This window comes from Nitratireductor arenosus, assembly GCF_009742725.1.
Classification (GTDB): Bacteria; Pseudomonadota; Alphaproteobacteria; order Rhizobiales; family Rhizobiaceae; genus Mangrovimarina; species Mangrovimarina arenosa.
This window is the reverse complement of record NZ_WPHG01000001.1, coordinates 1,173,499-1,198,961: the sequence shown is the minus strand read 5'-3', so window position 1 is coordinate 1,198,961 and position 25,463 is coordinate 1,173,499. Positions and strand designations below refer to the sequence as shown.

The 25,463-nt window shown below is 67.2% G+C and carries 25 protein-coding genes; 10 read left to right on the top strand and 15 right to left on the bottom strand.

Annotation, left to right across the window (positions count from 1 at the left end):
• The first annotated feature begins 45 nt into the window (after nt 1-45).
• Nucleotides 46-1,656: a GMC family oxidoreductase gene (locus GN330_RS05805; protein ID WP_156711666.1), complete on the top strand. Its 1,611-nt coding sequence runs from the start codon at nt 46-48 to the stop codon at nt 1,654-1,656.
• 15 nt (nt 1,657-1,671) lie between these two features.
• Here GN330_RS05805 and GN330_RS05800 read toward each other — a convergent pair whose 3' ends face one another.
• On the bottom strand, nt 1,672-2,376 hold the full coding sequence (locus GN330_RS05800) for a sulfate transporter family protein (protein ID WP_156711665.1): 705 nt from the start codon (nt 2,374-2,376) through the stop codon (nt 1,672-1,674).
• Nucleotides 2,377-2,524: 148 nt separating this feature from the next.
• Between GN330_RS05800 and GN330_RS05795 the strand changes: the two genes are divergently transcribed.
• Nucleotides 2,525-3,526 carry an adenosine kinase gene (locus tag GN330_RS05795; RefSeq protein ID WP_343040303.1) on the top strand — a complete coding sequence of 334 codons (1,002 nt, stop codon included), beginning with the start codon at nt 2,525-2,527 and terminating at the stop codon, nt 3,524-3,526.
• 16 nt (nt 3,527-3,542) lie between these two features.
• Here the strand turns inward: GN330_RS05795 and GN330_RS05790 are convergent, their stop codons facing one another.
• The 3 genes from GN330_RS05790 to hrcA form a co-directional block, all read right to left on the bottom strand.
• Nucleotides 3,543-4,178 (bottom strand): trimeric intracellular cation channel family protein, encoded by a 636-nt coding sequence (locus GN330_RS05790; protein WP_156711663.1) that lies wholly within the window; start codon nt 4,176-4,178, stop codon nt 3,543-3,545.
• A 178-nt stretch (nt 4,179-4,356) separates the two neighbouring features.
• Nucleotides 4,357-5,052, bottom strand: coding sequence for a nucleotide exchange factor GrpE (gene grpE, locus GN330_RS05785; protein ID WP_197435047.1), 696 nt, complete (start codon nt 5,050-5,052; stop codon nt 4,357-4,359).
• Nucleotides 5,053-5,180: 128 nt separating this feature from the next.
• Entirely contained in the window at nt 5,181-6,251 is a 1,071-nt protein-coding gene (gene hrcA / locus GN330_RS05780; protein ID WP_156711662.1) for a heat-inducible transcriptional repressor HrcA, read from the bottom strand.
• Nucleotides 6,252-6,434: 183 nt separating this feature from the next.
• Between hrcA and rph the strand changes: the two genes are divergently transcribed.
• From rph to GN330_RS05745, 7 genes are all read left to right on the top strand, one after another.
• Entirely contained in the window at nt 6,435-7,151 is a 717-nt protein-coding gene (gene rph / locus GN330_RS05775; RefSeq protein WP_156711661.1) for a ribonuclease PH, read from the top strand.
• 12 nt (nt 7,152-7,163) lie between these two features.
• Nucleotides 7,164-7,574, top strand: coding sequence for a VOC family protein (locus GN330_RS05770; RefSeq protein ID WP_343040302.1), 411 nt, complete (start codon nt 7,164-7,166; stop codon nt 7,572-7,574).
• A complete protein-coding gene (locus GN330_RS05765) occupies nt 7,575-8,228 on the top strand; it encodes a non-canonical purine NTP pyrophosphatase (RefSeq protein WP_156711660.1) in 654 nt (217 codons plus the stop codon).
• Entirely contained in the window at nt 8,225-9,385 is a 1,161-nt protein-coding gene (gene hemW, locus GN330_RS05760; RefSeq protein ID WP_156711659.1) for a radical SAM family heme chaperone HemW, read from the top strand. Before GN330_RS05765 ends, hemW begins: the two co-directional genes overlap by 4 nt.
• Before the next feature lie 79 nt (nt 9,386-9,464).
• On the top strand, nt 9,465-10,376 hold the full coding sequence (rsmI, locus tag GN330_RS05755; protein ID WP_156711658.1) for a 16S rRNA (cytidine(1402)-2'-O)-methyltransferase: 912 nt from the start codon (nt 9,465-9,467) through the stop codon (nt 10,374-10,376).
• Nucleotides 10,366-10,743: a YraN family protein gene (locus GN330_RS05750; RefSeq protein WP_156711657.1), complete on the top strand. Its 378-nt coding sequence runs from the start codon at nt 10,366-10,368 to the stop codon at nt 10,741-10,743. The genes rsmI and GN330_RS05750 overlap by 11 nt, the downstream gene beginning before the upstream one ends.
• A 113-nt stretch (nt 10,744-10,856) precedes the next feature.
• Nucleotides 10,857-11,684: a cyclase family protein gene (locus GN330_RS05745; protein ID WP_156711656.1), complete on the top strand. Its 828-nt coding sequence runs from the start codon at nt 10,857-10,859 to the stop codon at nt 11,682-11,684.
• A 55-nt stretch (nt 11,685-11,739) separates the two neighbouring features.
• On the opposite strand, the gene GN330_RS05740 is transcribed toward GN330_RS05745, so the two are convergent.
• From GN330_RS05740 to GN330_RS05695, 10 genes are all read right to left on the bottom strand, one after another.
• Entirely contained in the window at nt 11,740-13,113 is a 1,374-nt protein-coding gene (locus GN330_RS05740) for a cytochrome P450 (RefSeq protein ID WP_156711966.1), read from the bottom strand.
• Nucleotides 13,114-13,215: 102 nt separating this feature from the next.
• A complete protein-coding gene (locus GN330_RS05735) occupies nt 13,216-14,721 on the bottom strand; it encodes an FGGY-family carbohydrate kinase (RefSeq protein ID WP_197435046.1) in 1,506 nt (501 codons plus the stop codon).
• On the bottom strand, nt 14,714-16,189 hold the full coding sequence (locus GN330_RS24090; RefSeq protein WP_156711654.1) for an FGGY family carbohydrate kinase: 1,476 nt from the start codon (nt 16,187-16,189) through the stop codon (nt 14,714-14,716). Before GN330_RS24090 ends, GN330_RS05735 begins: the two co-directional genes overlap by 8 nt.
• Nucleotides 16,182-17,111 (bottom strand): ABC transporter permease, encoded by a 930-nt coding sequence (locus tag GN330_RS05725; protein ID WP_156711653.1) that lies wholly within the window; start codon nt 17,109-17,111, stop codon nt 16,182-16,184. The genes GN330_RS24090 and GN330_RS05725 overlap by 8 nt, the downstream gene beginning before the upstream one ends.
• Entirely contained in the window at nt 17,108-18,088 is a 981-nt protein-coding gene (locus tag GN330_RS05720; RefSeq protein ID WP_156711652.1) for an ABC transporter permease, read from the bottom strand. The genes GN330_RS05725 and GN330_RS05720 overlap by 4 nt, the downstream gene beginning before the upstream one ends.
• Entirely contained in the window at nt 18,085-19,614 is a 1,530-nt protein-coding gene (locus GN330_RS05715) for a sugar ABC transporter ATP-binding protein (protein WP_246188504.1), read from the bottom strand. The genes GN330_RS05720 and GN330_RS05715 overlap by 4 nt, the downstream gene beginning before the upstream one ends.
• A 138-nt stretch (nt 19,615-19,752) precedes the next feature.
• Nucleotides 19,753-20,829 (bottom strand): ABC transporter substrate-binding protein, encoded by a 1,077-nt coding sequence (locus tag GN330_RS05710; protein ID WP_156711651.1) that lies wholly within the window; start codon nt 20,827-20,829, stop codon nt 19,753-19,755.
• A gap of 178 nt (nt 20,830-21,007) precedes the next feature.
• Nucleotides 21,008-21,874 (bottom strand): MurR/RpiR family transcriptional regulator, encoded by an 867-nt coding sequence (locus GN330_RS05705; RefSeq protein ID WP_156711650.1) that lies wholly within the window; start codon nt 21,872-21,874, stop codon nt 21,008-21,010.
• 48 nt (nt 21,875-21,922) lie between these two features.
• Nucleotides 21,923-22,651 (bottom strand): creatininase family protein, encoded by a 729-nt coding sequence (locus GN330_RS05700; protein ID WP_156711649.1) that lies wholly within the window; start codon nt 22,649-22,651, stop codon nt 21,923-21,925.
• 35 nt (nt 22,652-22,686) lie between these two features.
• Nucleotides 22,687-23,601: a phosphotriesterase family protein gene (locus GN330_RS05695; protein ID WP_156711648.1), complete on the bottom strand. Its 915-nt coding sequence runs from the start codon at nt 23,599-23,601 to the stop codon at nt 22,687-22,689.
• Nucleotides 23,602-23,761: 160 nt separating this feature from the next.
• Here GN330_RS05695 and GN330_RS05690 point away from each other — a divergent pair, with 160 nt between their 5' ends.
• Complete coding sequence (locus GN330_RS05690; protein WP_156711647.1) at nt 23,762-24,736, top strand: phosphotriesterase family protein; 975 nt, start codon at nt 23,762-23,764, stop codon at nt 24,734-24,736.
• 16 nt (nt 24,737-24,752) lie between these two features.
• Here the strand turns inward: GN330_RS05690 and GN330_RS05685 are convergent, their stop codons facing one another.
• Nucleotides 24,753-25,397: a 2-dehydro-3-deoxy-6-phosphogalactonate aldolase gene (locus GN330_RS05685; RefSeq protein WP_156711646.1), complete on the bottom strand. Its 645-nt coding sequence runs from the start codon at nt 25,395-25,397 to the stop codon at nt 24,753-24,755.
• Nucleotides 25,398-25,463 lie beyond the last annotated feature (66 nt).

Sequence of the window (25,463 nt, the reverse complement as noted above, 5' to 3'; positions counted from 1 at the left end):
CATATCCTTCAAAGCCGGGAAACCGGCGCGCGGGAGGACGCGGGCATGGCTTACGACTATGTGATCGCCGGCGGCGGCTCGGCCGGCGCCACCCTGGCGGCACGGCTTTCAGAGGATCCCGCCATCTCGGTGTGCCTGGTCGAGGCCGGCGGCGACGGGCGCGACCTTTTCATCCGGGCGCCGGCCGGGGTGGTCGCGCTTTTGCCGGGACGACCGAAACTCAACAACTGGGCGTTCGAGACCGTCCCGCAGGCGGGCCTTGCCGGCCGCCGGGGATACCAGCCGCGCGGCAAGGCGCTTGGCGGATCGAGCGCGATCAACGCCATGCTTTACGTGCGCGGCCACCCCGGCGACTATGACGACTGGGCCGAGGCGGGCTGCGCGGGCTGGTCGTGGGACGAGGTGCTGCCCTATTTCCGGCGGGCGGAGGGCAATCAGCGCGGCGGCGACGCCCTGCATGGCGGCGACGGCCCGCTGAAGGTCGGCGAACAGCGGGAACCGCGTGCGATCAGCCACGCTTTCGTCGAGGCCTGCGCCCAGACCCAGATCCGCCGCAACGACGATTTCAACGGCCCCGAGCAGGAAGGCGCCGGGCTCTACCAGGTCACCCAGTTCTGGGACGGGCCGCGCACGGGCGAGCGCTGCTCGGCGGCGGCGGCCTATCTGCACCCGGCGATGGAGCGGGCGAACCTGACCGTGATCACCAAGGCGCACGCGACGGGGATCGTCTTCGACGGCAAGCGGGCGACCGGCCTGCGCTACCGTCGAAAGGGCCGCGACGAGCTGGTCGAGGCCAGGCGCGAGGTCGTGCTGTGCGGCGGGGCGTTCGGGTCGCCGCATTTGCTGCTTCTGTCGGGAATAGGACCGAGGGACGAACTTTCCCGGCACGGCGTTGCGACGCTGCACGAATTGCCCGGCGTCGGGAAAAACCTGCAGGACCATCTCGACTTCATCCAATCCTGGAAATCGGACGACACCGACCTGTTCGGCATCGGTCTGCGCGGAACGGCGCAGCTGGTGCGCCACATCCTGCGCTGGCGGCGCGACGGGTCGGGCATGATCGCGACCCCGTTCGCCGAAGCCGGCGCCTTCATCAAATCCGACCCGGCGCTCGCCAGGCCCGACCTACAGCTTCATTTCGTCATCTCGGTCGTCGACGACCATGCCCGTAAACTGCATCTGGGATACGGATTTTCCTGCCATGTCTGCGTGCTGCGGCCGCATTCGCGCGGCACCGTCAGCCTGGCGAGCGCCGATCCGCTGGCGCCGCCGGCGATCGACCCGGCCTATCTCGCCGACGACCGCGACGCGGCCTTGCTCTTGAAAGGCGCCAAGATGATGCGCGCCATCCTGGACGCGCCGGCGCTGGCGCGCTATCGGCGCAAGCAGCTTTATCTCACCGGCGGCGAAACCGACGCCGAACTGATGCAGCATATCCGCGCCCGCGCCGACACCATCTATCACCCGGTCGGCACCTGCCGCATGGGCGCCGACGCGATGGCGGTGGTGGATCCGCAATTGCGCGTCCACGGCGTCGACGGTCTCAGAGTGGTCGACGCCTCGGTGATGCCGACCCTGATCGGCGGCAACACCAATGCGCCGACGATCATGATCGCGGAACGGGCGGCCGAGATGATGCAGGCCGCGCGCGGCTGACTGCGGGCCCGCGCCTCATGGCGCGGATTGTGCCGACAGGGCCTTGTGCAGGTGGACCATCATCGCCGCCGCAAACAGCGGCGTCAGAAGATTGAGGAGCGGCACCGCGAGGAATGCCGCAATCACCAAACCGGCCATGAACACCGTACCGGCATGGCGCCGGCGCAGGGCGCGCGCGTCCTCTTCGGAGCGGAAGCGCAAGGCGGCGAATTCGAAGAATTCGCGGCCGAGCAGATAGCCGTTGACCAGGAAGAACGCGGCGATGTTGACGCCGGGAACAAGCAGCAGCAAGAGCGCGACCAGATTGGCCAGGATCACGACGGCGAAGAATTTCAGCGACAGCCACAGCGCGCGCATCGCCGGCAGCGGCTGACCGGGCGGATCGCCCGGATAGTCTTCGGCCTCGACGATCTCTGCGACGTCGTCGAGGAAAAGCGCGGCGATAAGCGCGGTGACCGGGGCGACCAGAAGCGCAAGCCCGATCGCCAGCCCGAGGCCGAACAGCAGCGCGGTCACGAAGCCGAGCCAGCCGGCCCATGCCGGGAATCCGGGCAGCAGCTCGTCGATCCACGGCATGGCGAACGTGTCGAAAAGGCCGCTCAGGCCGAACCACAACGCCACCAGTGCCAGAAGCGTCAGGCCGAGCGACTTCAGGAAAACCTGCCGGAATTCGGCGGTGAACAGTTGCGCCGCCGCCGCGCGCGCCGCGTCAAGGATCATGGTCTGCTCCGTCGTGCCCGGCGCAGATAAGAACCCCCGCGCCGATTGGCAAGCACTGGCGATGCAACCCGGCGGGGGGCTTGTCACGCCCGGCAGATGCTTTAAACCGGCAACGAATCCTCCCCGAAACAATCCAGCGGAACCTAAGGTGACCTCAGCCAAGCCATTCGACGTGTTGTGTATCGGCAATGCCATTGTGGACGTGTTCGCACGCTGCGATGACGATTTCCTTGTCGACAACGGCATCGTCAAGGGAGCCATGAACCTGATCGATGCCGAACGCGCCGAGCTGCTCTACAGCCGCATGGGACCGGCGATCGAGGCATCGGGCGGAAGCGCCGGCAACACGGCCGCCGGCATTGCGAGCTTCGGCGCGGCCGCGGCGTTTTTCGGAAAGGTGGCCGACGACCATCTCGGCAAGGTCTACGCCCACGACATCCGCGCCCAGGGCGTGGCCTTCGACACGCAGCCGCTCAATGGCCAGACGCCGACCGCCCGGTCGATGATCTTCGTCACACCGGACGGCGAGCGCTCGATGAACACCTATCTGGGCGCCTGCGTCGAGCTTGGCCCCGACGATGTCGAGCGCGACAAGGCCGAACGGAGCAAGCTCGTCTATTTCGAGGGCTATCTGTGGGATCCCCCGCTGGCCAAGGACGCAATCCGCCTGACCGCACAGCATGCCCACGCGGCGGGCGGCGAGGTGTCGATGACCCTGTCGGATCCGTTCTGCGTCGACCGCTATCGTGACGAGTTCCTGGAACTGATGCGCTCGGGTACGGTCGACATCGTGTTCGCCAATGAGAGCGAGTTGAAATCGCTCTACCAGACCGCCTCGTTCGAGACGGCGCTTGAGGCGATCGGCAAGGATTGCAAGCTCGCGGCCGTGACCCGTTCCGAGCACGGCTCGGTGATCGTGCGCGGGGCGGAAACCATTGCGATCGACGCGGTTGAGATTAACGAGCTGGTCGACACGACCGGCGCCGGCGACCTTTATGCGGCGGGCTTCCTTTACGGCTACGTGACCGGGCGCGATCTGGTCGATTGCGGCCGTCTGGGATCGCTCGCCGCCGGCATCGTCATCCAGCAGATCGGCCCGCGCCCGCAGAAGAACCTGCGCGAGGCCGCCCAGCAGTCCGGTCTGCTCTAGCGCGATCGGTCGTACGCTACGGAATGTCCTCCGGGCGGCGCCCCGGGCGGCTGCGGTAGCGCGGAAACGCCCAGCCGAAGCGCAGCGCCCCGCCGCGCACGGCGAAGGCCACGGCAAAGGCGGCGAACGCCGCCGAAGCCGGGTCGAGCCCGGCAAGGTCGAGGGCTACATAAGCAGCCGCGCCACCCAGCGCGGCGGTGACGTAGATTTCGGGACGCAGCAGAACCGACGGCTCGCCGGCAAGCAGGTCGCGCAGAATGCCGCCGAAGGTCGCCGTCATGATGCCGGTGACGATGGCGACCAGCGGCGAAGCGGCGACCGCCAGGCCCTTGGCCGCACCCATGACGCAATAGGCCGAAAGGCCGAGCGCATCGAACCATAGAAGCAGCCTGTAGCGCGATTCGACCAGCGGCGCGGTGAAGAAGCCGATCACGGCGACGACACCGCAGACCAGAAGATAGGCCGGGTTTACCACCCAGAAGACCGGCAGCTCGCCCAGCACGAGGTCGCGCAGCGTGCCGCCGCCGACGCCGGTCACGCCGGCGAGAAACAGGAAACCGATAATGTCGAGCTCCTTGCGCGACGCCGCCAGGGCGCCGGTGGCGGCAAACACCGCCACGCCGGCATAATCGAGCAATAGAAGCGGGTTCATCGCAGCGTCCCAGCAATCCGGCCATGATCCCGAAGACCGGAGGTCGGTCTTCTGCAAAGGTCATGCCCCGACGGGACGATAGACCATGAAGGCGGCGCGGCGAACCGTCTTCACGACCCAGGCCGGGCCGGCGTCATATCCGGGCCGCCTCCGGGAGCGCGGGATGCCGCCCGGCGGCTCAGGCGTCCTTTTCGGCCTGCTCGTTGACCGGACCCGGTTCGGCGGCCTCGTCCCTGGCGGCAGTTTTGGGGCCGCCTTTGGCCACCCCCACCATAGCCGGGCGCAGGACGCGCTCGCCGATCACGTAACCGCTCTGCACCACCTGCACGACAGTGCTGGCGGGAACCTCCGGGTTCGGCACCTCGAACATGGCCTGATGAAAATTCGGATCGAATTTCTCGCCGTCGGGGTCGATCTTCTTCACGCCATGGCGCTCGAGCGCGGCATGCATGGAGCGCTCCGTCATCTCGACGCCGTCGATCAGCGCGACGAGACCCGCCTCGCCCCGCTCGCGCGCCTCGGCAGGCACGGCATCGATCGCCCGACGCAGATCGTCACAAACCGTCAGCATGTCGCGGGCGAAATTGGCGATCGCATAAGCGCGGGCGTCCTGGACGTCGCGCGCCGTGCGCCGGCGCAGATTTTCCATCTCGGCGGCGAGACGCAGGGCGCGGTCTTTCAGCTCATCGTTCTCCTTCGCGAGCCGCAGAAACGCCTCGCGCTCGGCCTCGAACCCGCCGTCCTGACCGTCCTGACCGGTTTCGGCGGCATCCGCCTCACCGCCCATTTCGGCATAGTGGCCTTTCGCCGTTTCCATGTCGGGCATGGCGACCTTGTCGTCGTTGCCGCGTTCGTTCTTCGGATGGTCGTTCATCGACTGATCCCGTGTGTCACAAAGTTTCCGGAGTTGCGTCCGATATCGATGCTCGGGACCGGAAAATCAAGAGGCACGATTGTCGGGAGCGTGCAGGCGCGGTTCGGGGCGTGGCGCCGACGGACCGGTCACTGCATCAGGCGCGACAATACCTGGGCGGTGTAATCGACCATCGGCACGATGCGGGCATAGTTGAGCCGGGTGGGTCCGATCACGCCGAGCGCGCCCACCACGCGCGCATCCTTATCGCGATAGGGGGCAACGACCAGCGAGGAACCGGACAGGGAAAACAACTTGTTTTCGGAACCGATGAAGATGCGCACGCCGGAGCCTTCCTCGGCCAGGTTGAGGAGCTGGACCAGCCCTTCCTTGGTCTCAAGGTCGTCGAACAGATGCTTGAGCATCTCGATATCGTCAGGCGCCGACAGGTTTTCCAGCAGATTGGCGCGCCCGCGCACGATCAGCCGCGCCGGCAGGCCGGCATCGGCGCCGGCCCATACGGCCAGACCCTTTTCAACCAGGTCCTGAGACAAGGTGTCGAGCGCGGCGCGAGTCTCCTCGAGCAGGCGGGCGATGTCGGAGCGCGCCTCGGCCAGGGTCTTGCCGCGAATATGGGCGTTGAGGAAGTTGGACGCCTCGTGCAACTGCGCAGCCGTCACGCCCGCCGGCAGGTCGACGATGCGGTTTTCGACGTCGCCGGATTGCGATACCAGCACCGCCAGCGCCTTGGTCGGCTCGAGCTGGATGAATTCGATATGTTTGAGCGCGGTTTCGTGCTTGGCGGCCAGCACCAGCCCGGCGCCGCGCGACATGCCCGAAAGCATCTGGCTTGCCTCGGTGAGCATGTGTTCGAGCGAGGCGTCGCTGCCCGAGGCCTTGACCTGGGCCTCGATCACGCGCCGCTCCTCCTCCGAGAGGTCGCCGATTTCCATGAACGCGTCGACGAAGAAGCGCAGCCCTTTCTGGGTGGGGAGCCGCCCGGCCGAAACATGCGGCGCATAGACCAGGCCGAGATGTTCCAGGTCGCTCATGACGTTGCGTACGGTCGCCGGCGACAGCGAGGACGGCAGCATGCGCGACAGATTGCGCGAGCCGACCGGCTCGCCGTCGCGCAGATAGGTGTCGACGATCAGCCGGAAAATGTCGCGCGAGCGCGCGTCGAGATTTTGCAAGGTCCGGTCGATCAAGGGTTTGGTCATCTCCGCAGCACGTTCCGCCATGCCCATGAGGCCTGTCAACATATATAGTCGCGCCCGCCGCCAGGACAAAGTGTGGGCGGCGTGTCGCCGACAAAACCCGGCCGAAGCCGGATTTTCTTTGCGTCGCGGGTTTGGGCTCGCTACAAGCCCACTTCTTGCATGAAAAAAGCGGAAAACAGAGTGATGCGTCCTTCCAAGCGGAAGCCCGACGAAATGCGTGCCGTCAGCTTCGAGCGCGGCATTTCGAAACATGCCGAAGGCTCCTGCCTGGTCAAGTTCGGCGACACCCATGTGCTGTGCACGGCGAGCCTGGAGGAAAGGGTTCCGCCATGGCTGCGCAATGCGGGCCGGGGCTGGGTCACCGCCGAATACGGCATGCTGCCGCGGTCAACCGGCGAGCGCATGCGCCGCGAATCGACGGCCGGCAAGCAGGGCGGGCGCACGCTGGAGATCCAGCGTCTGATCGGGCGATCGCTGCGCGCGGTTGTCGATCTGGAAGCGCTCGGCGAAGTCCAGATCACCGTCGATTGCGACGTGCTGCAAGCCGACGGCGGTACTCGCACGGCGTCCATCACCGGCGGATTCATCGCACTGCACGACTGCCTTTCCTGGATGGAGGCGCGCAGCATGGTGTCGGTGGCCAAGGTGCTGAAGGATCAGGTCGCGGCGATTTCCTGCGGCATTCACGACGGGCAACCGGTGCTCGATCTCGACTATATCGAGGATTCGGCCGCCGGCACCGACGCCAATTTCGTCATGACCGGCAAGGGCGGCATCGTCGAGATCCAGGGCACGGCCGAGGGGGAACCGTTCTCCGACGACCAGTTCCAGGAACTGATGCGGCTTGCCCGCAAGGGAATCGGCCGGCTTGTCGAGTTGCAGAAGATGGCGATCGGATAGATAGGACGGACAGTGCGACCGGCGGCGATTCTTGAATCCGCGCTCTATGTCGACGACCTCGATGCCGCCGAGGCGTTTTACGGCGGCATACTGGGCCTCGAGCGCATCGCCAAGGATGAGGGCCGGCACGTCTTTTTCCGCTGCGGCAGTGGCGTCGTGCTGCTTTTCGACGCCAGGGTCACCGAAGTGCCGCGCGCGCCGGGCGCCGGGCTGCCGGTGCCGCCGCACGGCGCGCATGGTCCGGGCCATCTCTGCTTTTCGGCGTCGGCGGCCGAGATCGAGCGTTGGAAGACGCATCTTGAGGCCGCCGGCGTGACGATCGAGGCCGATTTCGAATGGCCGCAGGGCGGCCGGTCGATCTATTTCCGCGATCCGGGCGGCAATTCGCTGGAATTCGCGGAACCGAGAATCTGGGGGCTGTGAATGAGACGACTGGACGGCAGAAAACTCGTCGTGGCGACCCACAACAAAGGCAAGCTGGCCGAAATTTCGGAGCTAATCGCGCCTTATGGGCTGGAAGCGCGTTCGGCCGGTGACTATGGCCTGCCGGAACCGCCGGAAACCGGAACCAGTTTCGAGGAAAACGCCCTGACCAAGGCGTTCGCCGCCGCCTCCGCGACGGGCCTGCCGGCGCTGTCGGACGATTCGGGGCTGGTGGTCGACGCGCTCGACGGCCAACCCGGCGTTTACACCGCCGACTGGGCGGAAAGACCCGACGGCTCGGGCCGCGACTTCCTGATGGCGATGCAAAAGGTCGAAACGCTGCTGCAGGACAGGGGTGCGACCACGCCGGACCGGCGCACCGGCCGCTTCGTCGCCGTTCTGTGCCTGGCCTGGCCGGACGGCCATGCGGAATATTTCCGCGGCGAGGTCGAGGGCACGCTTGTGTGGCCACCGCGCGGCGACAGGGGGTTCGGCTACGATCCCGTGTTCAAGCCCGACGGGTACGAGCAGACCTTCGGCGAGATGACGGCGGGCGAGAAACATGCCTGGGAGGCCGGGCGCGGCGATCTCGGCCTGTCGCACCGGGCACGCGCTTTCGCGCGCTTCGCCACCGCGATGCTGGAGACCGCATGAGCGATATCGACCGCTCGCCAGGTTTCGGGGTCTATGTCCATTGGCCGTTCTGCGCGGCCAAATGCCCGTATTGCGACTTCAACAGCCATGTCCGCCACCAGCCCGTCGACCAGCAGCGCTTCGTGCGCGCCTTCGCAGCCGAGATGGCGCTTATGCGCGCCCGCACCGGTCCGCGCGCCGTCACCAGCATCTTTTTCGGCGGCGGTACGCCGTCACTGATGGAGCCGGCAACCGTCGGTGCGATACTCGAATCGATCAATCGAAATTGGAGCGTCGACGACAGAGCCGAGATCACGCTCGAGGCCAATCCTTCGTCGGTCGAGGCGGAGCGCTTTCGCGGCTATCGCGACGCGGGCGTCAACCGGGTCTCGCTCGGCGTGCAGGCCCTCAACGATCAAGATCTGCGCTTTCTCGGCCGGCTGCACGATGTCGCCGAGGCCCGCCGGGCGATCGAGATCGCGCGCTCGACCTTCGCGCGGCTGTCCTTCGACCTGATCTATGCAAGGCCCGGCCAGACGCCGGAGGCGTGGGGCGCTGAGCTTGACGAGGCAATCGGGCTCGCCGCCGACCATCTGTCGCTCTATCAGCTGACCATCGAGCAGGGCACGCCGTTCTTTGCGCTGCATCAGGCGGGAAAGTTCGCGGTGCCGGACCCGGGTCACGCGGCCGAGCTCTATCGGCTGACGCAGGAGGTGACGGCGGCGCGCGGCCTGCCGGCCTACGAGATTTCCAATCATGCCAGGCCCGGCGCCGAAAGCCGCCACAATCTCATCTATTGGCGCTACGGCGAATATGTCGGGGTGGGACCGGGCGCGCATGGCCGTTTCCTCGAAAACGACGCGCGCACGGTCACCATCGCCGAGCGCCTACCGGAAAAATGGTGCGCCCTGGTCGAGGAAAATGGTCACGGCATCGTCGACGGAGAGGTGCTTTCCCGATCGCAGGAGGCGGACGAATTCCTGCTGATGGGGTTGCGACTGGCCGAAGGCATCGACCTTGCCCGCTATGAGGCGCTCGCCGGCAGGCCGCTTTCGCAGGCGCGCATATCCGTCCTGCAAGGCGAACACCTCGTCGCCCCGATCGGCAATTCCAGGCTGCGCGCGACGCAGGCGGGCATGATCGTGCTCGACGCGGTGGTCGCCGATCTGGCACGGTAGGGTCGGCCCTGGACGGTCGGGGTCACGCCGCCGAGGCTTGGTATCCAGCGCCCGGCCGGATGGACAATCGGGAACGACGATGAGCGATCGACCATTGCCGGAGCGCACATTCGTGATCGGCCAGGCCACGCTGACGGCCCGTGCGCCGGAGCCGGCGCTTTATCTCGTCGCCACGCCGATCGGCAATCTCGCCGACATAACCATCAGGGCGCTGGAAACGCTGGCGGCGGCCGATCTCGTCGCCTGCGAGGACACGCGCATAACCCGCCGCCTGCTCGAACGCTATGCGATCCGGCGCAAACCGGTCGCCTATCACGAACACAATGCCGCCGAGGCCGGCCCGAAGCTGCTTGCCGCGCTCAAGGAAGGCCGCTCGGTAGCGCTGGTCTCCGACGCCGGCACGCCGCTGGTGTCGGATCCGGGCTTTCGCCTCGCGCGCCAGGCCCTCGGCGAAGGCTGCAAGGTCGTGCCGATCCCCGGCGCCTCGGCCCCGCTGGCCGCGCTAGTCGCCTCGGGACTGCCGTCGGATTCGTTCTTCTTCGCCGGTTTTTTGCCGACTAAGTCCAGCCAACGCCGCACCCGGCTCGTCGGGCTCGCCCCGGTTCCAGCGACGCTGATCTTTTTCGAATCGCCGCGCCGCCTCGCCGACACGCTGGCCGCGATGGCCGAGATGCTGGGCGGGTCGCGGCAGGCGGCCGTCTGCCGCGAGCTCACCAAGGCTTACGAGGAAGTGCGGCGCGGCACCCTGGCCGAGCTTGGCCAACACTACGCCGAAGCCGGAGCGCCGAAGGGCGAGGTGGTGGTGTGCGTTGCGCCACCCGAGGACGCCGCGCCACATGCGCCGGAGGATGTCGACGCGCTGTTGCTCGAGCTCGCCGCCGAGATGCCGGCAGCGAAGGCCGCCGGCGAAGCCGCGCGCATGACCGGCGGCACGAAGACCGACCTCTATCGCCGGCTGATTGCACTCAAGGCCGAAGCCGATGGCCGATGAGTCCTCCTCGCGTCGGCGCGCCTATCGCCGGGGTCACCGCAGCGAGTGGCTGGCGGCGCTCGCCCTGACGCTCAAGGGTTACCGGATCGTCGCGCGCCGCTATCGGACGCGGCTCGGCGAGATCGACCTGATCGCCCGGCGCGGCGATCTCGTCGCCATCGTCGAGGTCAAGGCACGGCCGACGCTCGCCGCGGCGATGGAGGCGGTGGGCCCGCTTGCGCAACGACGCATCGAGGCCGCCGCCGACATATGGCTGTCGCGGCAGACCGATTTCGCCCGGCTGTCGATCCGCTTCGACCTGGTCGCGGTACTGCCCCGGCGCTGGCCGGTGCATGTCGAAAACGCGTTTTTCGGGCGTGGCCGGTAGGTCGCGCTCCCGTAAACGCCAGACGGGACGGCAGAAGCTTGCCTTGCGTCATCCCGCGCGCCGGATCATTCTTGAGAGAATGCGGCGACTTCATTCTCAAGGGAGGAATGACCATGTGCCACCATTGCGTGATCGACAGCGTCAAGGACCGCATGCTTTCCCGGCGCGACTTTTTCAAGGGCGGCGCGGTCGCCGGCGCGGCCGCGGCCGCCTCGCTCGCGGCGCCGGCGCCGCTATTTGCACAAAAGGCGATGCCGACCAAGGCCGAGGATCTGACCCACGAACTGTTCGAGGCGTTCCCGACCTTCTTCAACGAGCAGCAATTGTTCAAGAAGGCCCTGTTCAACTACGCCGAGCACAAATTCAATATCAACGAATGGCGCTTCAACGAGCACACCGGCACGCATCTGGACGCGCCGCTGCATTTTTCCGCCGACGGCAAATCGGTGGCCGAAATCCCGGTGGCGGACCTGGTCTGCCCGCTCGCCATCATCGATATCCGCCAGAAGGCGGCCGACAATGCCGACGCCCAGGTGACGCCGGACGACATCACGGCCTGGACGGACGCCAATGGCGATCTGCCCGAAGGGGCGTGCGTGGCGATGCTGTCGGGCTGGGGCGCGCATCTGGAGACGGGTAAATTCCGCAATGTCGGCGAGGACGGCAAGACCATGCATTTCCCCGGCTTCCACATCGAGGCCGCGCAGATGCTGATGGAAGCGCCGTCGGTCAAGGGCATCGCGGTCGACACGCTGTCGCTCGATCACGGACCCTCCCCCGATTTCGCCGTGCATTATGCCTGGCTTCCGTCGGGGCGCTGGGGGCTGGAATGCGTCGCCAATCTGGAGAGCCTGCCGGCGAGCGGCGCGACCCTGGTGGTCGGCGCACCGAAGCTGCGCGGCGGCACGGGCGGCCCTTCGCGCGTCATCGCCATGGTGTAGCCGGCCGCCGATTCGATCAGCCCGGCCCTGGCGCCCGCGGTCCCCCGGTGCGGCGTCAGCGCCGGGAAACTCGCATCGGCAGCCCACCCTCGGGCTGGGTGGTGAGTTTTTGCACGGGCCACGGCCTGGTTCCGGCGACCGTATCGAAGCGGTAGCGCGACAACAGCACGCCGAGCGCGATCACCGCCTCCTGCATGGCGAAGCTGGCGCCGATGCACACCCGTGGCCCGGCGCCGAAGGGCAGATATTGATAACGGTCGATGCGCTCGCGGTTCTGCGGCAGGAACCGCTCCGGCAAAAAGGCCTCGGGCTGGTCCCACAGCTTGCGGTGGCGGTGGATCGTCCACGGCATGACCTGGATCTGCGCGCCCTTGACGATCTCCAGATCCTCGAAGCGGTCCGGCTCGACCGCCTCGCGGCTGATCGAGGCGGCCGGCGGGTAGAGCCGCATCGCCTCCTCGAAGGCGGCGCGGGTCGCCGGCATCTTGTCGAGCCACGCGGCCGGATCCGGCTCGGCGGCAAGAACCGCATCGATCTCCGCCTCGACCCTGTCGCGTTCCCAGGTCGCTTCGGCGAGGCAATAAAGCGTCCAGCCCAGCGCCCGGGCGGTGGTCTCGTGGCCGGCGCCGATGAAGGTGATGATGTTATCCTCGATCTCGGCCGCGCCGAGACCGTCCGGCCCCTCGGCGCGCAGCAGCAAGGTCAGGAAATCGTTCGGCACGCCATCGGGATCGTCGGCCATGCGCTGCTTGCGCATCGCCATCGTCTCGGCGACGATCTGGCGGAAAAAGGCCATCGTCTTGCGGCCGCGAATGCGGGTGAAGCGCGGCAGCCAGTCGGGCGCGCCCAGAAGGTCGAGCGGATCGACCCGGCCCATGGTCTCGAACAGATGGTCGACCTGGCGCGCGAAATTGTCGGGTTCGCCGGCGATCTCGCCGGAAAACAGCGTCTCGGCCAGAATGTCGTAGGTCAGCATCGTCATGTCGCGGGCGATGTCGACCGGCCCGGCGTTGTCCTCGTAGCGGGTGGCGAAGGCCTCGCTCCTGGCCAGCATCGGCGCGGCGAAGCCATGGATGTGGCGCGGCGTGAAGACCGGCGCCATCGCCTTGCGCGAACGCCGCCAGACCTGGCCCTCGGCCGTCAGCAGGCCGTCGCGCAGGATCGGGCGCAGGATTTTCTGGCGCACCCGCGCCATCTTGTAGTTCCTGGCGTTGTCGACCAGCACATGGCGAATGAGGCGCGGGTCGTTGGCGATCACCAGCGGCCCGCCGATACCGGTGGAAATCGAAATCCACTTTTCGTTGTAGGAGGGCTCGCCCCACAGTTCGAGCGGGTTCTTATAGACGATCCGCATCATCTGCAGCGTCGAGGGCGGCTTGGTCCGCGGCTTCGGCGCGGGCGGGATGAAGGGAGCCGGCTTGGCATCCATGGTCTGGTGTCCGGTGAGCACGCTGCGCATTTCTACGAGATCCAGCGCAGAGTAGACCAAAGTCAGGTCGATTCACATCGATTCCGGGCCGCGGGCGCCGGCTTAGGCTCCGGACGCCCGCAACAGCCTGTCGCGCGCGGCGCGATAGCGCTCCAGAGCCGGCATCAGCGCCGCGCGCCGGGCCGGCTCGGGCTCGAAGCGGCGGGCAAGGCCGGAAAAGGCGGCGGACGCGGCGTGGACGGTGGTGAACTCTCCGGCGGCGGTGGCGGCAAGCAGCGCCGCGCCGCGCGCGCCGAACTGCGATCCCCGCGGAACCTCGACCGGCCGCGCGACGAGATCGCAGATCATCTGTGCCCACAGCGGATTCTTGGCCCCGCCGCCGGTCAGAACCAGCCGTTCCCCGTCGAAGGACAGCGCCTCCAGAAGGTCGAGCATGGCGAAGGCCACACCCTCGACGACGGCGCGGAACAGGCAGGCGCGGTCATGGCGCGGGGTCAGACCGCTGAACTGGGCGCGCGCGGCGGGATCGACGCGCGGCGCGATGATGCCGCTGTCGGACAGATAAGGAAGATAGGTCAGGCCGTGCGCGCCGGGCGGCGTCGTCTCCAACATGCGGTCGAGCGCGGCGAAACGGTCCGGGCGCGAAGCAAGCTCGGGCGCGAGCGTGGCAAAGGCCCAGTCGAGATTGAGCGTGCCGGCGACGTTGAGCATCGCCCGGTACCATCGATCGCCGGGCAGGGTGAACAACAGCCCGATATCGGCCGGCTCGAACACCGGGCGATCATGGGTGACGCCGACCATGCAGGCAGTGCCGAGCACGGCGGTGGCGGTGCCGGCGGCAAGCCCGCCCGCGCCGATCACGGTCGCCGCGACATCGCCGGCGCCGATGGCGACCGGCAGCCCCGGGCGCAGACCGGTCAGGGCGGCGGCCTCGGCCGTCAGCCCGCCGAGAAAGGTCTCCGAATCAGCGACCGGCGGCAGCAAATGCGCGTGGTCGGCAAGGCCGAAAAGGGCGATCATCGCCTCGGAACGGTTTCGCTCGCGTGCCGAGCCCGGCACCACCGCCGCCTCGCTGCGGTCGGTGGCGATCCGGCCCGTCATGCGCAGCCTGAGATAGTCCTTGAAGCTCAGCACATGGGCGGCGCGCGCCAGCACGGCCGGCTCGTGGCGGGCAAGCCAGGCCATCACCGGCAGGGTGCAGCCCTGCTGCATGACCGAGCCGGAGGAGGCGAAGATGCGGCTGAGAAAGGCCGAGTCGGCGGCGACGTGCTCGTCGATCAGCGCCTGCGCGCGGCTGTCTTCCCAGGTGATCGCGGGCCGCAGCGGCCGGCCGTGCCGGTCCAGCACCCAGGCGCCGACCATGGCGGCCGAAAGCCCGATGCCGCCGATCGAGCCGGGGTCGACGCCGCTGTCGCGCACGACGCCGGCGATGACCTCGACAGCCGCGGCCCAGGCCTCGCCGGGATCGATCTCGCTCCAGCCCGGCCGCGGCCGCTGTACGGCGGTCGGTTTCTCCGCGACCGCCAGCTCGCGACCGTCCAGATCGAAGATGGCGGCCTTGGTCAGCGAGGTGCCCGCGTCGAGGCCGATATAGAGCCGGCTATTCAACCGCCCCTCCCGCATGACGGCAAAAACGCCGCCAGGCCGCGTCCATCGCCGCGCGATGGGCGGGCTCGGGCCGGTGGACGCGCTCGATACGCACCGACCGCGCCACGATCGCCGCGAGATCGGCCTTCTCGATCGCCGCCCGCGCCAGGATCGCGGCGCCGACCGCCGAAGTGTCGCGCTCGGCCACGACATGGACATCACGGTCGAGCGCGTCGGCGATGATCTGGCACCAGGCGGGCGAACTGGCGCCGCCCTCGGCGAGATGGATACGCGAGAGGCCGACGCCCGCCGCCTCGAAGGCGTCGAGACAGGCGCGGATATTGAAGGCGACACCTTCATAGACGGCGCGCACCAGCTCGGCCGCGCCATGGGTGACGTTGAGATTGGCGAAGCCGGCCAGACGCTGGGGATCGTTCCATGGCGTGCCGGCGCCTTCCAGGAAAGGCAGGAATGTCGCACCGGCCGACCCCGCTTGCGCGGCGGCAAGCAGGCGCTCCAGCGCCTCGAAACCCGTCGCCGCGCCGCCGAAACCGGCGGCCAGGTTGCGCAGCCAGGCGATCGACAGGCCACCGGCCGGGATCAGTCCGAGCCAGAGCTCGCGGTCGGCGCTGACATGGGCCATGCGCCAGAGCCCGTTGACAGCGCCCGGCCCGCGATTGGGTGCCGCGGCCACGACATGGCCGGCAGTGCCCAGCGTGACGGCGGCGACGCCGGCCTCGTAGGCGCCGCAGCCAACGGCGAGTGCGCCGGTGTCGCCGGAGCCCGGCACGACCGGCACGCCCGCCGGCAGGCCGGTTGCGGACGCCGCGGCGTCGTGGACATGGCCGGCGACGGCGGCGGAAGGACGGATCGGCGGAAGCTGGGCCGGCGCAAGCCCGGCCAGGTCGACCAGATCGTCCACCCAGGCACGGCGGCCGAGATCCATCAGCAGCGTGGCCGAGGCCTCGTTGGCCTCGGTCGCGGCCACGCCGGTCAGCCGCCACAAGATGTAATCCTTGACCTGGAAAACCCGCGCCGTCCGCCGCATGGTCTTGGGCTCGTGGCGGGCAAGCCATTGCAGCTTGGGCAGCACTGCGATCGGCGAGATCGGCGAGGACGCGGTCTCGGCGAGCCGGCCGGCGTGACGCGTCTCGAGCTCCGCCGTCTCCTCGGCGCAGCGCTGGTCGAGCCAGATCAGGCTCGGGCGCAGCACCGCGCCTGATCTATCGACGAGCACGATGCCGTTCAACTGGCCCGACAGGCCGATCGCGCCGATCCCGGCGGTGCCGATCGCGGCCATGACGGTGCGGGAGACCTCGCCGAGCCCCCGCCACCAGTCCTGCGGGTCCTGCTCGGCGCGGTCGGGCGCCGGCTTGTCCGTCTGGTAGGCGGCGCTGGCGAGCGCGCGGACGCCGCCTGCGGCGTCGAGCGCGACCGCCTTGACGGCGGAGGTGCCGAAATCGATCCCGAGCGTGAGTGTTTCAGCCACCGCGGCGGCCCTGCTGGTAGATCACGGCGGCGACGGCGATCACCAAGCCCTGCACGATAAGCTTGCCCGGCTGGTCGACGCCGAAGACGGTCAGCAGGTTGAGCACCATCACCAGGAGCGCGGTGCCGAGCATGGTGCCGATGGCGCCGCCGGCGCCGCCGCCGAAGACCGCGCCGCCGAGAATCACCGCTGCGATCGAGCTCAAGATGTAATCGGCGCCGAGATTGAGCGAGCCGACGCCGACGAGGCCGGACAGGAGCAGCCCGCCGCTGGCGGCGAACAGTCCGCTCAACACATGCGAAATCAGCAGCGTGGTGTTGACCGGGATGCCGGAATAGGTGGCGGCGGAGGGATTGTCGCCGGCGGCGAAGATGTAACGGCCGAGGGTCAGCCGGCGCAGCAGGACGAAGGCGACGATACCGAAGGCGGCCCAGACCAGACCGGAGACCGGAACCATGCCGATGCGGCCGCGACCGAGCCATTTGATTATGTCCGGCATGGCGTTGCCCGGCGCCCCGCCCGAATAGATGAAGCCGATGCCGGTGATGATCGCCGCCGTGCCGAGCGTGACCACCACCGCGGAGGCGCGCAGGACCGTGACGAGCACGCCGTTGACCAGCCCGATGACCAGGCCGGCCGACAAGGCGATCGCGATGACCAGCGCCGGCGGGTAGCCGTTCCACATGGCGTGGGCGACGATCAGGTTGACGAAGGCGATGGTGGCCCCGACCGACAGGTCGAGCGAACGGTTGGCGACGACGAAGGTCTGGCCGAGCGCGACGATGCCGAGCGGCGCCGCCTGGCGCAACAGGATCATCAGGAAGGGCAGCGACAGGAATTGCGGCTGGGTGAAGGCCGCGAAGACGCAGACCGCGGCCAGGCCCCACAGGGCCGGCGGAAGGGCGGTGAGGATGCGTTTCAAAGCCCGGCCTCCTTGCGGCGGAACAGGCTGACGGCGAGCACCAGCATCGATCCTTTCACCACGAACTGGTAATAGGGCGACACGCCCGCGAGATTGAGACCGTTGTTGAGCACGCCGATAATGAGCACGCCCGCGATGGTGCCGATCGGCCCGCCGACGCCGCCCGAAAGCAGCGTGCCGCCGAGCGCGGCGCCCAAGACGCTGTCGAGGCCGAGCGCGCTGCCGACATTGGGATCGCCGGAGGCGAGCCGGCCGGTGAGGTAGGCGCCGGCAAGCGCGGCCATCAGCGACGAGATGACATAGGTCAGGATGCGGATCCGCGGCGCCTCGATGCCGCTCATCCACGCCGCCTGGGGGTTCTGGCCGGTCGCGTAAAGACGCACGCCATAGGTCGTGCCGTGGACGAGCCAGATCGCGGCGGCCGTGCCGGCGACGATCCAGTAGAAGCCGGCCGGCAGGCCCATGAACGTGCCGGAGGCCAGCTGGACGAGCAGGCCGGGCGCGGCGCCGCCGGGGGTCGGCAGCAGGATCAGCGCCAGCCCCTGGACAATCGAGCTGGTCGCCAGCGTCATGATGATCGGATGGACGCGCAGATGAACGCAGCCCCAGCCATTGACGAGGCCGACCGTGGCGGCGGCGGCGAAGGCGAGCGGGATCTTGACCGGATCGGCAAGGTCGAGCGTCAGGATCGCCGAGGACAGCGAGATTACCGCGCCGACCGACAGGTCGAACCCGGCGCCCAGCAGCACGAAGGTCTGGCCGAGAGAAACCAGAAACAGCGGCGCGAGCTGGCCGGCGAGATTGGACAGGTTGGTCGCGGAATAGAAGGTTCCCGGAACGACGGCCGCCACGAGCGCCAGCATCGCGGCCAGCACGGCAAAGGACAGCACCGCGCCGCGCTGGCGATACCAGAAGGCGTCCTGGCGGAACCGCGCGAGCAGGCCGGCGCGGACGGGTTCGGCGGGCAGCGCGCTCATGCCGCCTCGCTTTCGGCAACCGGCAGCGCGCTGCGCAGCAAGTCGTCCTCGCTTGCCTCGTGCGCCATCGTCTCGGCCACAAGTTCGCCGTCGCGAATGACGAGAAGCCGGTCGCACAAGCCGATCAACTCCGGCAATTCGCGCGAGGTGACGAGCACGCCGCGGCCCTGGCCGGCGAAATTGCGCAACTGGCGATAGATCTCGCGCTTGGCGCCGACATCGACGCCGCGGGTCGGCTCCTCGCACAGAAGCACGCGGGCACCGGCCATCAGCCAGCGACCGAGCACGACCTTCTGCTGGTTTCCGCCGGAGAGATCGACGACCGGCGTGCGGGCGTCGGGCGCCTTGACGGCAAGCTGGCGCATGATCTCGGCGGTGCGCGCGCCCATCCCCGGCACCCAGCCGAACAGCCGGCGCCGCGCGATCTCGGCCGTGGCCATGTTGGCGCCGATGTCGAGCGACAAAAACAGGCCGTCATCCTTGCGGTTTTCCGGCACGAAACCGATGCCGGCTGCCATCCGGCGCCGGGCGGACAGGCCTTCGATACGCCTGTCGGCGAGCGTCAGGACGCCGGCGCGCGCCGGGGCGAAGCCTGCGATCAGCCGCATCAGCTCCTGCTGGCCCTGGCCCTCGAGACCGGCGATGCCGACGATCTCGCCCGCCCGGATTTCGAGCGAAAGCGGCTTCGGCGCCGCCTCCCCGACCAGAGCTTCGGCCTTAAGCAGCACCGGACCGAGGGTTTCGGCGCGCGGCTCGAACAGTTCCTCGATCGGCCGGCCGACCATACCCTGGATGACTTCGTCGACATCGGTTTCGACGGTCGCGACGGTGCGTACGAAGCGACCGTCCTTCATGATGGTGATGTCGTCGCAAATGGCGAAGATCTCGCTCAGGCGATGCGAGATGTAGAAGATGACTTTGCCGTTGCCGGCAAGGCGGCGGATCAGCGCGAACAGCGTCTCGACCTCATGCGAGGCGAGTGCCGCCGTCGGCTCGTCGAAGATGAAGACCGATGCATCGGCGAGCACGCCCTTGGCGATTTCCACCATCTGCTGGTGACCGACACTCAGCGAGCCGACGCGCCGGTCCGGATCGATGCGCAGGTCGAGCGCGGCGAGCGCCTCGCGCGTGCGGCGGCGGATCTCGGCGGCGCCAAGCCTGCGTCCGCCCTCGCGTTCCCGCCCCAGGAAGAGATTTTCCGCGACCGACAGGTTGGGCAGCAGGGAAAATTCCTGAAAGATCGTCGAGATCCCCGCCTTTTGGGCGTCACGCGGATGATGAAAGGCCATTTCGGCGCCACGCAGTCTGATCGAGCCGGAATCGGGTCGGAACACGCCGGACAGCAATTTCATCAGCGTCGACTTGCCGGCGCCGTTCTCGCCCATGACAGCATGGACCTTGCCGGCATGACCGGCGAGCGCCATGTCCTGAAGCGCGCGCACGGCCCCGAAAGACTTGCTGAGAGACTCGACCTCGATCAGGGGTGCGGTGGCCGCCATGACGTCTTTCACGCATCCTCGCTGCATCGCCATTTCCCTGCCGGGGAATTGCGATCGACTTTCGGGACCATAGCCCGTTTGCACCGCCCGCACATCCGGCCGCGCCGGACAGGATACGGGCCGGGCGGTCGAGCGACCGTCCGGCCCGGTGACACGTTGCGCGGCTCAGTTGCCGTAAAGCTGCTTGAGCTTGTCGTCGGGCAGGATCGAGCCGACCCAGTAGGAATCGTTCAGGTCCGGACGGTAGAGCGTGTCCAGGTCCTTGGAGGTGTAGGGCTCGGCGACCACTTTGTATTCGGCATAGATCTCCTGGCCGTTCAACACCGCCACCGCCGCAGCGACGCCCTCGGCGACCATCCAGGTCGGGTTCTGCGGGGCGATCGAATCGAAGCCGGCGTCCTGGTTCTTTTTCCAGGCTCCGAAGAAGCCGTTATTGGCTTCGCCGGTCATGGGCACGAGGTCGCGACCGAGTTCGCTGAAGACTTCGATGCAGGCCTGGGTCATGGCGCCGCCCGAAGACCACACGCCGTCGATCTGCGGATGGGCGAGCGCGAGGCTCTCGCAGGCCTGACGACCCTGATCGTAGGCCCATTGCGCATAGACCTCGCCGACAACCTCGATGCCGGGATGCTTGGCGAAGACTTCCTCCGCACCGGCCCAGCGATCGGTATCGACGGATATGCCGGCAATGCCGCGCAGCGCGATCACCTTGCCTTCGTTGCCCATCGCCTCGGCGAGGAATTCACCGCCGTCGCGGCCGAACTTGACCTGATCGGCCAGAATGCGAACGGTCGCCTTGTCGGTCTCGGCGTCGGCGGCCACGATGATCACGGCGACGCCGGCATCATAGGCCTTTTCCAGCACCGGAACGATCGCCACCGGCGATGTCGGATTGATGACGATCGCGTCGACGCCCTGGGCGAGCATATCCTCAACGTCGGCCACCTGTTTGGAGGGGTCGAAATTGGCGTCGGTCACGATGTAGCGCTCGATTTCCGGGAACTGCTCGGCGCGCCAGGCGGCCTCTTCCAGCAGCTGCACCACCCAGCTGTTGCCGGTGAAAACGTTGGAAAAGCCGATCGTGTAGGCGCCGTCGCGGCGCGCTTCGTATTTCGACACGTCGACGAGCGTTGCGCCCTCGGCCGGCCCCAGGCCCGAATGCAGCGTCACCTCTGTCTCGGCCTGCGCGGTCGAGGCGAGAAGAAGCGCCGTGAAGGCTGTGCAGATACCCGAAATTCTCATTGCCGTTCCCCTGTGCGTTGGTCGGCCCCGCTGTGCCTGGATCGTTCAGGACATAGCCGCGACCGGTTTCCATCGCGGCCGACTCTAACATCACCTCCAGAAATGTAAAGATTTTCCTACAGACATGTGAAACTGCTAATTCGTTGATTTTATTGTTTAAAGAAACTTGCAAATATTTTCATTGTGCAGGTTCCGCGCTTTGCCCCGGCGCGAGTCCCGCCTTGATCTTGGCCAGCAGCGCATCCCTGTCGAGATCCGACGACTGCCCGATATGAAACGCCAGCAGGCCGATGACGTAGTGATAGGCGAAGTGCGAGATCGACGGCGTGTAGATGTCGATCTCCTCGAAAACGGAGAGTTCGAGCAAAATGTCGGCCTTGCGCGACAGCGGCGTGTGGGGTGCGGTGAGCCCGACGACCTGGGCGCCTTGCCGGCGCGCCATGTCGGCGGCCTCGAGCACCTCCTGCGAGCGGCCGGTATGCGATATGCAGATCGCGACATCGCCGGCGCCGAGCAGGCTTGAGGCGATACGCATGAAATGGGCGTCGCCGACATAACTCGCCTCCAGTCCCAGCCGCATGAACCGCATCGCCGTCTCGGACGCGATCAGGCCGGAGACGGCCACCCCGAAGGTGCGGATGCGGCGCGCCGAACGGATCGCGCGGATCGCGTCAACCAGCGCCTCGGCGTCCAGCCGGGTGAAGGTCGAGTTGAGCGCGGCGACGATCTGCTGGAGATAGAGATATTCAAGACGCCCCTCGGCGATCTCGATCTCGTTCAACGCCTGTACCGACTGGTGGTAATAGGGGCTCTGCGCGCTCTTGGCCTGCGCGACCGAGAGCTTGAGCTCGCGGAACCCCTCGACCTCGAGATGGCGGCTGAAGCGGGTCAGCGACGAGGCGGACACGCCGGCCGCCTGCGCGACCTCGGTGATCGAGCCGCGCAGGAAGAAATCCGCGTCGGCCAGAATGAGGTCGGCGATGCGCCGTTCCGCCTTCTTCAGGCTGGGATAGATCTTGCTGATGCGGCTGAAGACGTCATTCATGGTCCATCCCGGCGACTTCGTTTGGCGGTGGAACCGGTATGAAGCAGGTCAGCCGCCCGCGCAAATCTCGCGTACGGCTGTGGCCATGTTCTCAACGAAGATCGACAGCATCGCATCGCCCTTCTCGGCCGTGGCGAGCGTGGCGTCGCCGAACACGCCACTGCGGCTGAGCTCGCCCATCGGACGTCCGCCCTGGAAGTAGCCGCGATCGCGCTCGGGATATTCGCGCACCGCCTTGGTCATGTCGACGAGCTCGGGCGCGACGGCCAGCATCAGCGACGTCTCGAACTCGCAGGCATGAACGATGCCCTGCCAGGTCGGGCTTTCGCAATGTTCGGCCATCACGGCGGCGAGATCGGGATAAAACAGCCGCCAGACCTTGACGTCGGCGTGGTCCCAAAGCCGGCGCGAGGCATATTTCATCGTCGCGCCGTTGGCTTCGTGGCCGTTGACGAGGAAGACGTGGCGCACGCCGTGGCGGGCGAGGCTTTCGGCCACCTGGCAGATCACGTCCTCGAGCGTGCGCGATTCGACGCTGACCGAGCCCGGATCGTCGCGCCACACCCAGGAATAGCCGAACGGCATGGCCGGCATCACCGTGGCGCCGGTCGCCTCGGCAATCCGTTTGGACAGCGCATCGGCCAGGATGATGTCGACCCCGAGCGGCAGGTGGTGGCCATGCTGCTCGGTCGCGCCCAGCGGCAGGATGACCGCGGGAACTTTGGCAATGCGCTCGGCAAAGGCATCGCGGCTCAGATATTTCGCTTCGACGGTCATGGGGTCTCGCGCTTCGATGTTTCGGGGCCGATCGGTCAGAACCGCGCGAGCCAGCGCACGGGGTTCGCCTTGAAGATCGCGTCGATGACCGTATCGTCTATGCCTTCGCCACGCATGCGCGGAATGAATTTCGTGGCGATGAAGGCAAAACCCGGTCCGCCGCCATAACCGGCCAGGTAGGACGCGCGGCCCATGTCTCCCGAAATCATCAGGCGCGACGCATGCCCGGCCTCGATCAGCGTCTTGGCGCAGGCGATGCGCGTGCTGTCGGGATGATATTTCACCTTGGCGACGCCGTCGAACTGGACGGTGGCGCCGCGATTGGCGATCGCGGCGTGGTAATAGGGGTCGGGATTGCGGTCGGAATGGCCGACCACGACCGCCTCCAGATCGACGCCTTCATCCTCGAGCAGGTCAAGCATTTCCAGGCCCATCGTGCCGGCTTCGGTATGCAGCCAGATCGGCGCGCCAGTTTCCTTGTGCGCGCGCCCGACCGCGCGGGTGGTCTTTTCCTCGAGCGCATGAATGAAATTGTAGGAACCGCCGGATTTCAGATGGCCGGCCTTGTGCGGGCCGCCATCCATGCCCTCCACCACGTCGCGCACGAGCTTGTCGGCGATCTGGTTGAGCGGCGTCGTCTCTACCCAGAGCGGGAAATAGGCCGCCTTGTTGAAGCCGCTGACCGCCACGACCGGCACAGAAGCCTCGGCCGACATGCGCGCCATGGCGGCCGGATCGCGGCCATAATCCAGCGTCGTCGCCTCGACCAGAAGCGTGCCGCCGCATTGCTTGAAGATCGTCAGTTCGCGCAGCGAGCACTCATAGCTCGACAGCTCGAGATCACGATCCTTCTGGACGGCGGGCGGACAGGTGATGAGATGCTCGTGGGTATAGATCAATCCGAGACCTTCGGCCTCGATATCTCCAAGCACCGTGCGGATCAAAGCCATGCGTGCCTCTTGACGAAATGCGCCCGAAGCGGCGCGTCGCGCCTAAGGTAGCAAATGCGCGGACTATTGCAATTATTTTCGTCAAACTTTTTCTGACGTGCTTATGCGTGATTTTCTTGATATAATCACCATGAAAATCATTTTCATACGGAGCGACGAGATGGGTTTTGTGCGAACCGTGGACGGCGATATCGATCCGGCCGAGATGGGCGTGACCTACGCCCACGACCATATTTACTGCATTCCGGCGCTGTGGAAGGAAAAGGGCGACGTCGACCTGTTGCTCGACAGTCCGGAAGCGTCGCAGGCCGAACTGGCGCTGTTTGCCAAGGCGGGCGGGCGCACGATCTACGACGCGACCGCGATCGATTACGGCCGCGACGTCGGCACGGTCAAGCGCATCGCCAAGGCGGCCGGCGTGCAGGTGATCGCCACGGCCGGCTTCAACAAGGCGATCATGTGGCCGGGTACGATGCCCGGCACCGGCATGACCTTCGCGCAGTGGATCGGAGCAAAGAGCCGCGCCGAACTCGCCCGCCACGTCGTCGCCGAGGTCACCGAGGGCATGGACGGCACCGACATCAAGGGCGGTGTGGTCAAGTTCGGCACGGGCTACAACACGATGAGCGAGGCCGAGATCAAGGTGCTGCTTGCCGTTCTCGACGCGCACAAGCAGACCGGCGCGCCGATCCATTCGCACACCGAACTCGGCACGATGGCGCTCGAGCAGCTCGAACTCGTCAGGCAGGAAGGCGTCGATCCGGCCCGGCTGACGATCGCCCATCTCGACCGCAATCCCGACGGCTGGCTACACCGCAAGGTCGCCGATAGCGGCGCCTTTTTCTCCTTCGACGGCATCACCCGGGTCAAATATTATCCCGAGGACGTGCGCACGCGCTGCATTCTCGATCTCGTCCGCCACGGCCACGAGGACCAGGTGCTGGTCGGCGGCGACATCGCCCGGCGCACCATGTTCGCCAGCTACGGCGAAGGCGGCCTCGGCATGGGCTATATCCTGGAAAAATGGGTGCCGCGTTTTATCGAGGAGGCCGGCGAGGCCGGTTTCGACGGCCCGGCGTTGGTGCACAAATTCCTGGTCGAGAATCCGCAGCGCGCCTTCGCGTTCAGCAGCTGAGGGTCAACGTAGCCGTTCAGTTCCGGGCATAGACCGCGTCATAGGCGGCCACGGCCCGCCTGGCGCGGTCGCGCACCGTGTCCGCTCCGTCGCCCGGCCTGTAGAGGCCGGTGCCAAGGCCGAAGGCGCGCACGCCGATCCGGGCATAATCGGCGAAACTCGCCTCCGAAACGCCGCCGACGGCGGCGACCAGCGCGTCGGCGGGCAGGATGGCCTTGATCGCGGCAATGCCCGACGGTCCGAGCGCGCCGGCGGGGAAGAATTTCAGGCCGGACGCGCCGGCGGCAAGCGCCTGCAGCGCCTCGGTCGGCGTAAATACGCCCGGCATGGTAACCATGCCGCGGGCCCGCGCCGCGCCGATGACGACCGGATCGACATTCGGGCTCACCATCAGCCGACCGCCGGCGTCTGCCACGCGGCCGCAATCGGCCTTTGTCAGCACCGTGCCGGCGCCGATCAGGCAGCGCGCGCCGTGACGCGCAGCAAGCGTTTCGATCGAACGCAAGGGGTCGGGGGAATTGAGCGGCACCTCGATCGCCTCGAAGCCCTCCTCGACCAGCGCGTCGCCGATCGCCTCGATCTCGCCCGGGTCGACGCCGCGCAGGATGGCGACCAGATCGCGGTCAAGTTTCGGCCAGCTCGTTTCGGGAAGCGTGCTCAAACCGGGTCCACCTTCATAGAATCGTCGCCGCCCGGATAGCACCGATGATCCCCCCGACGCGATAGG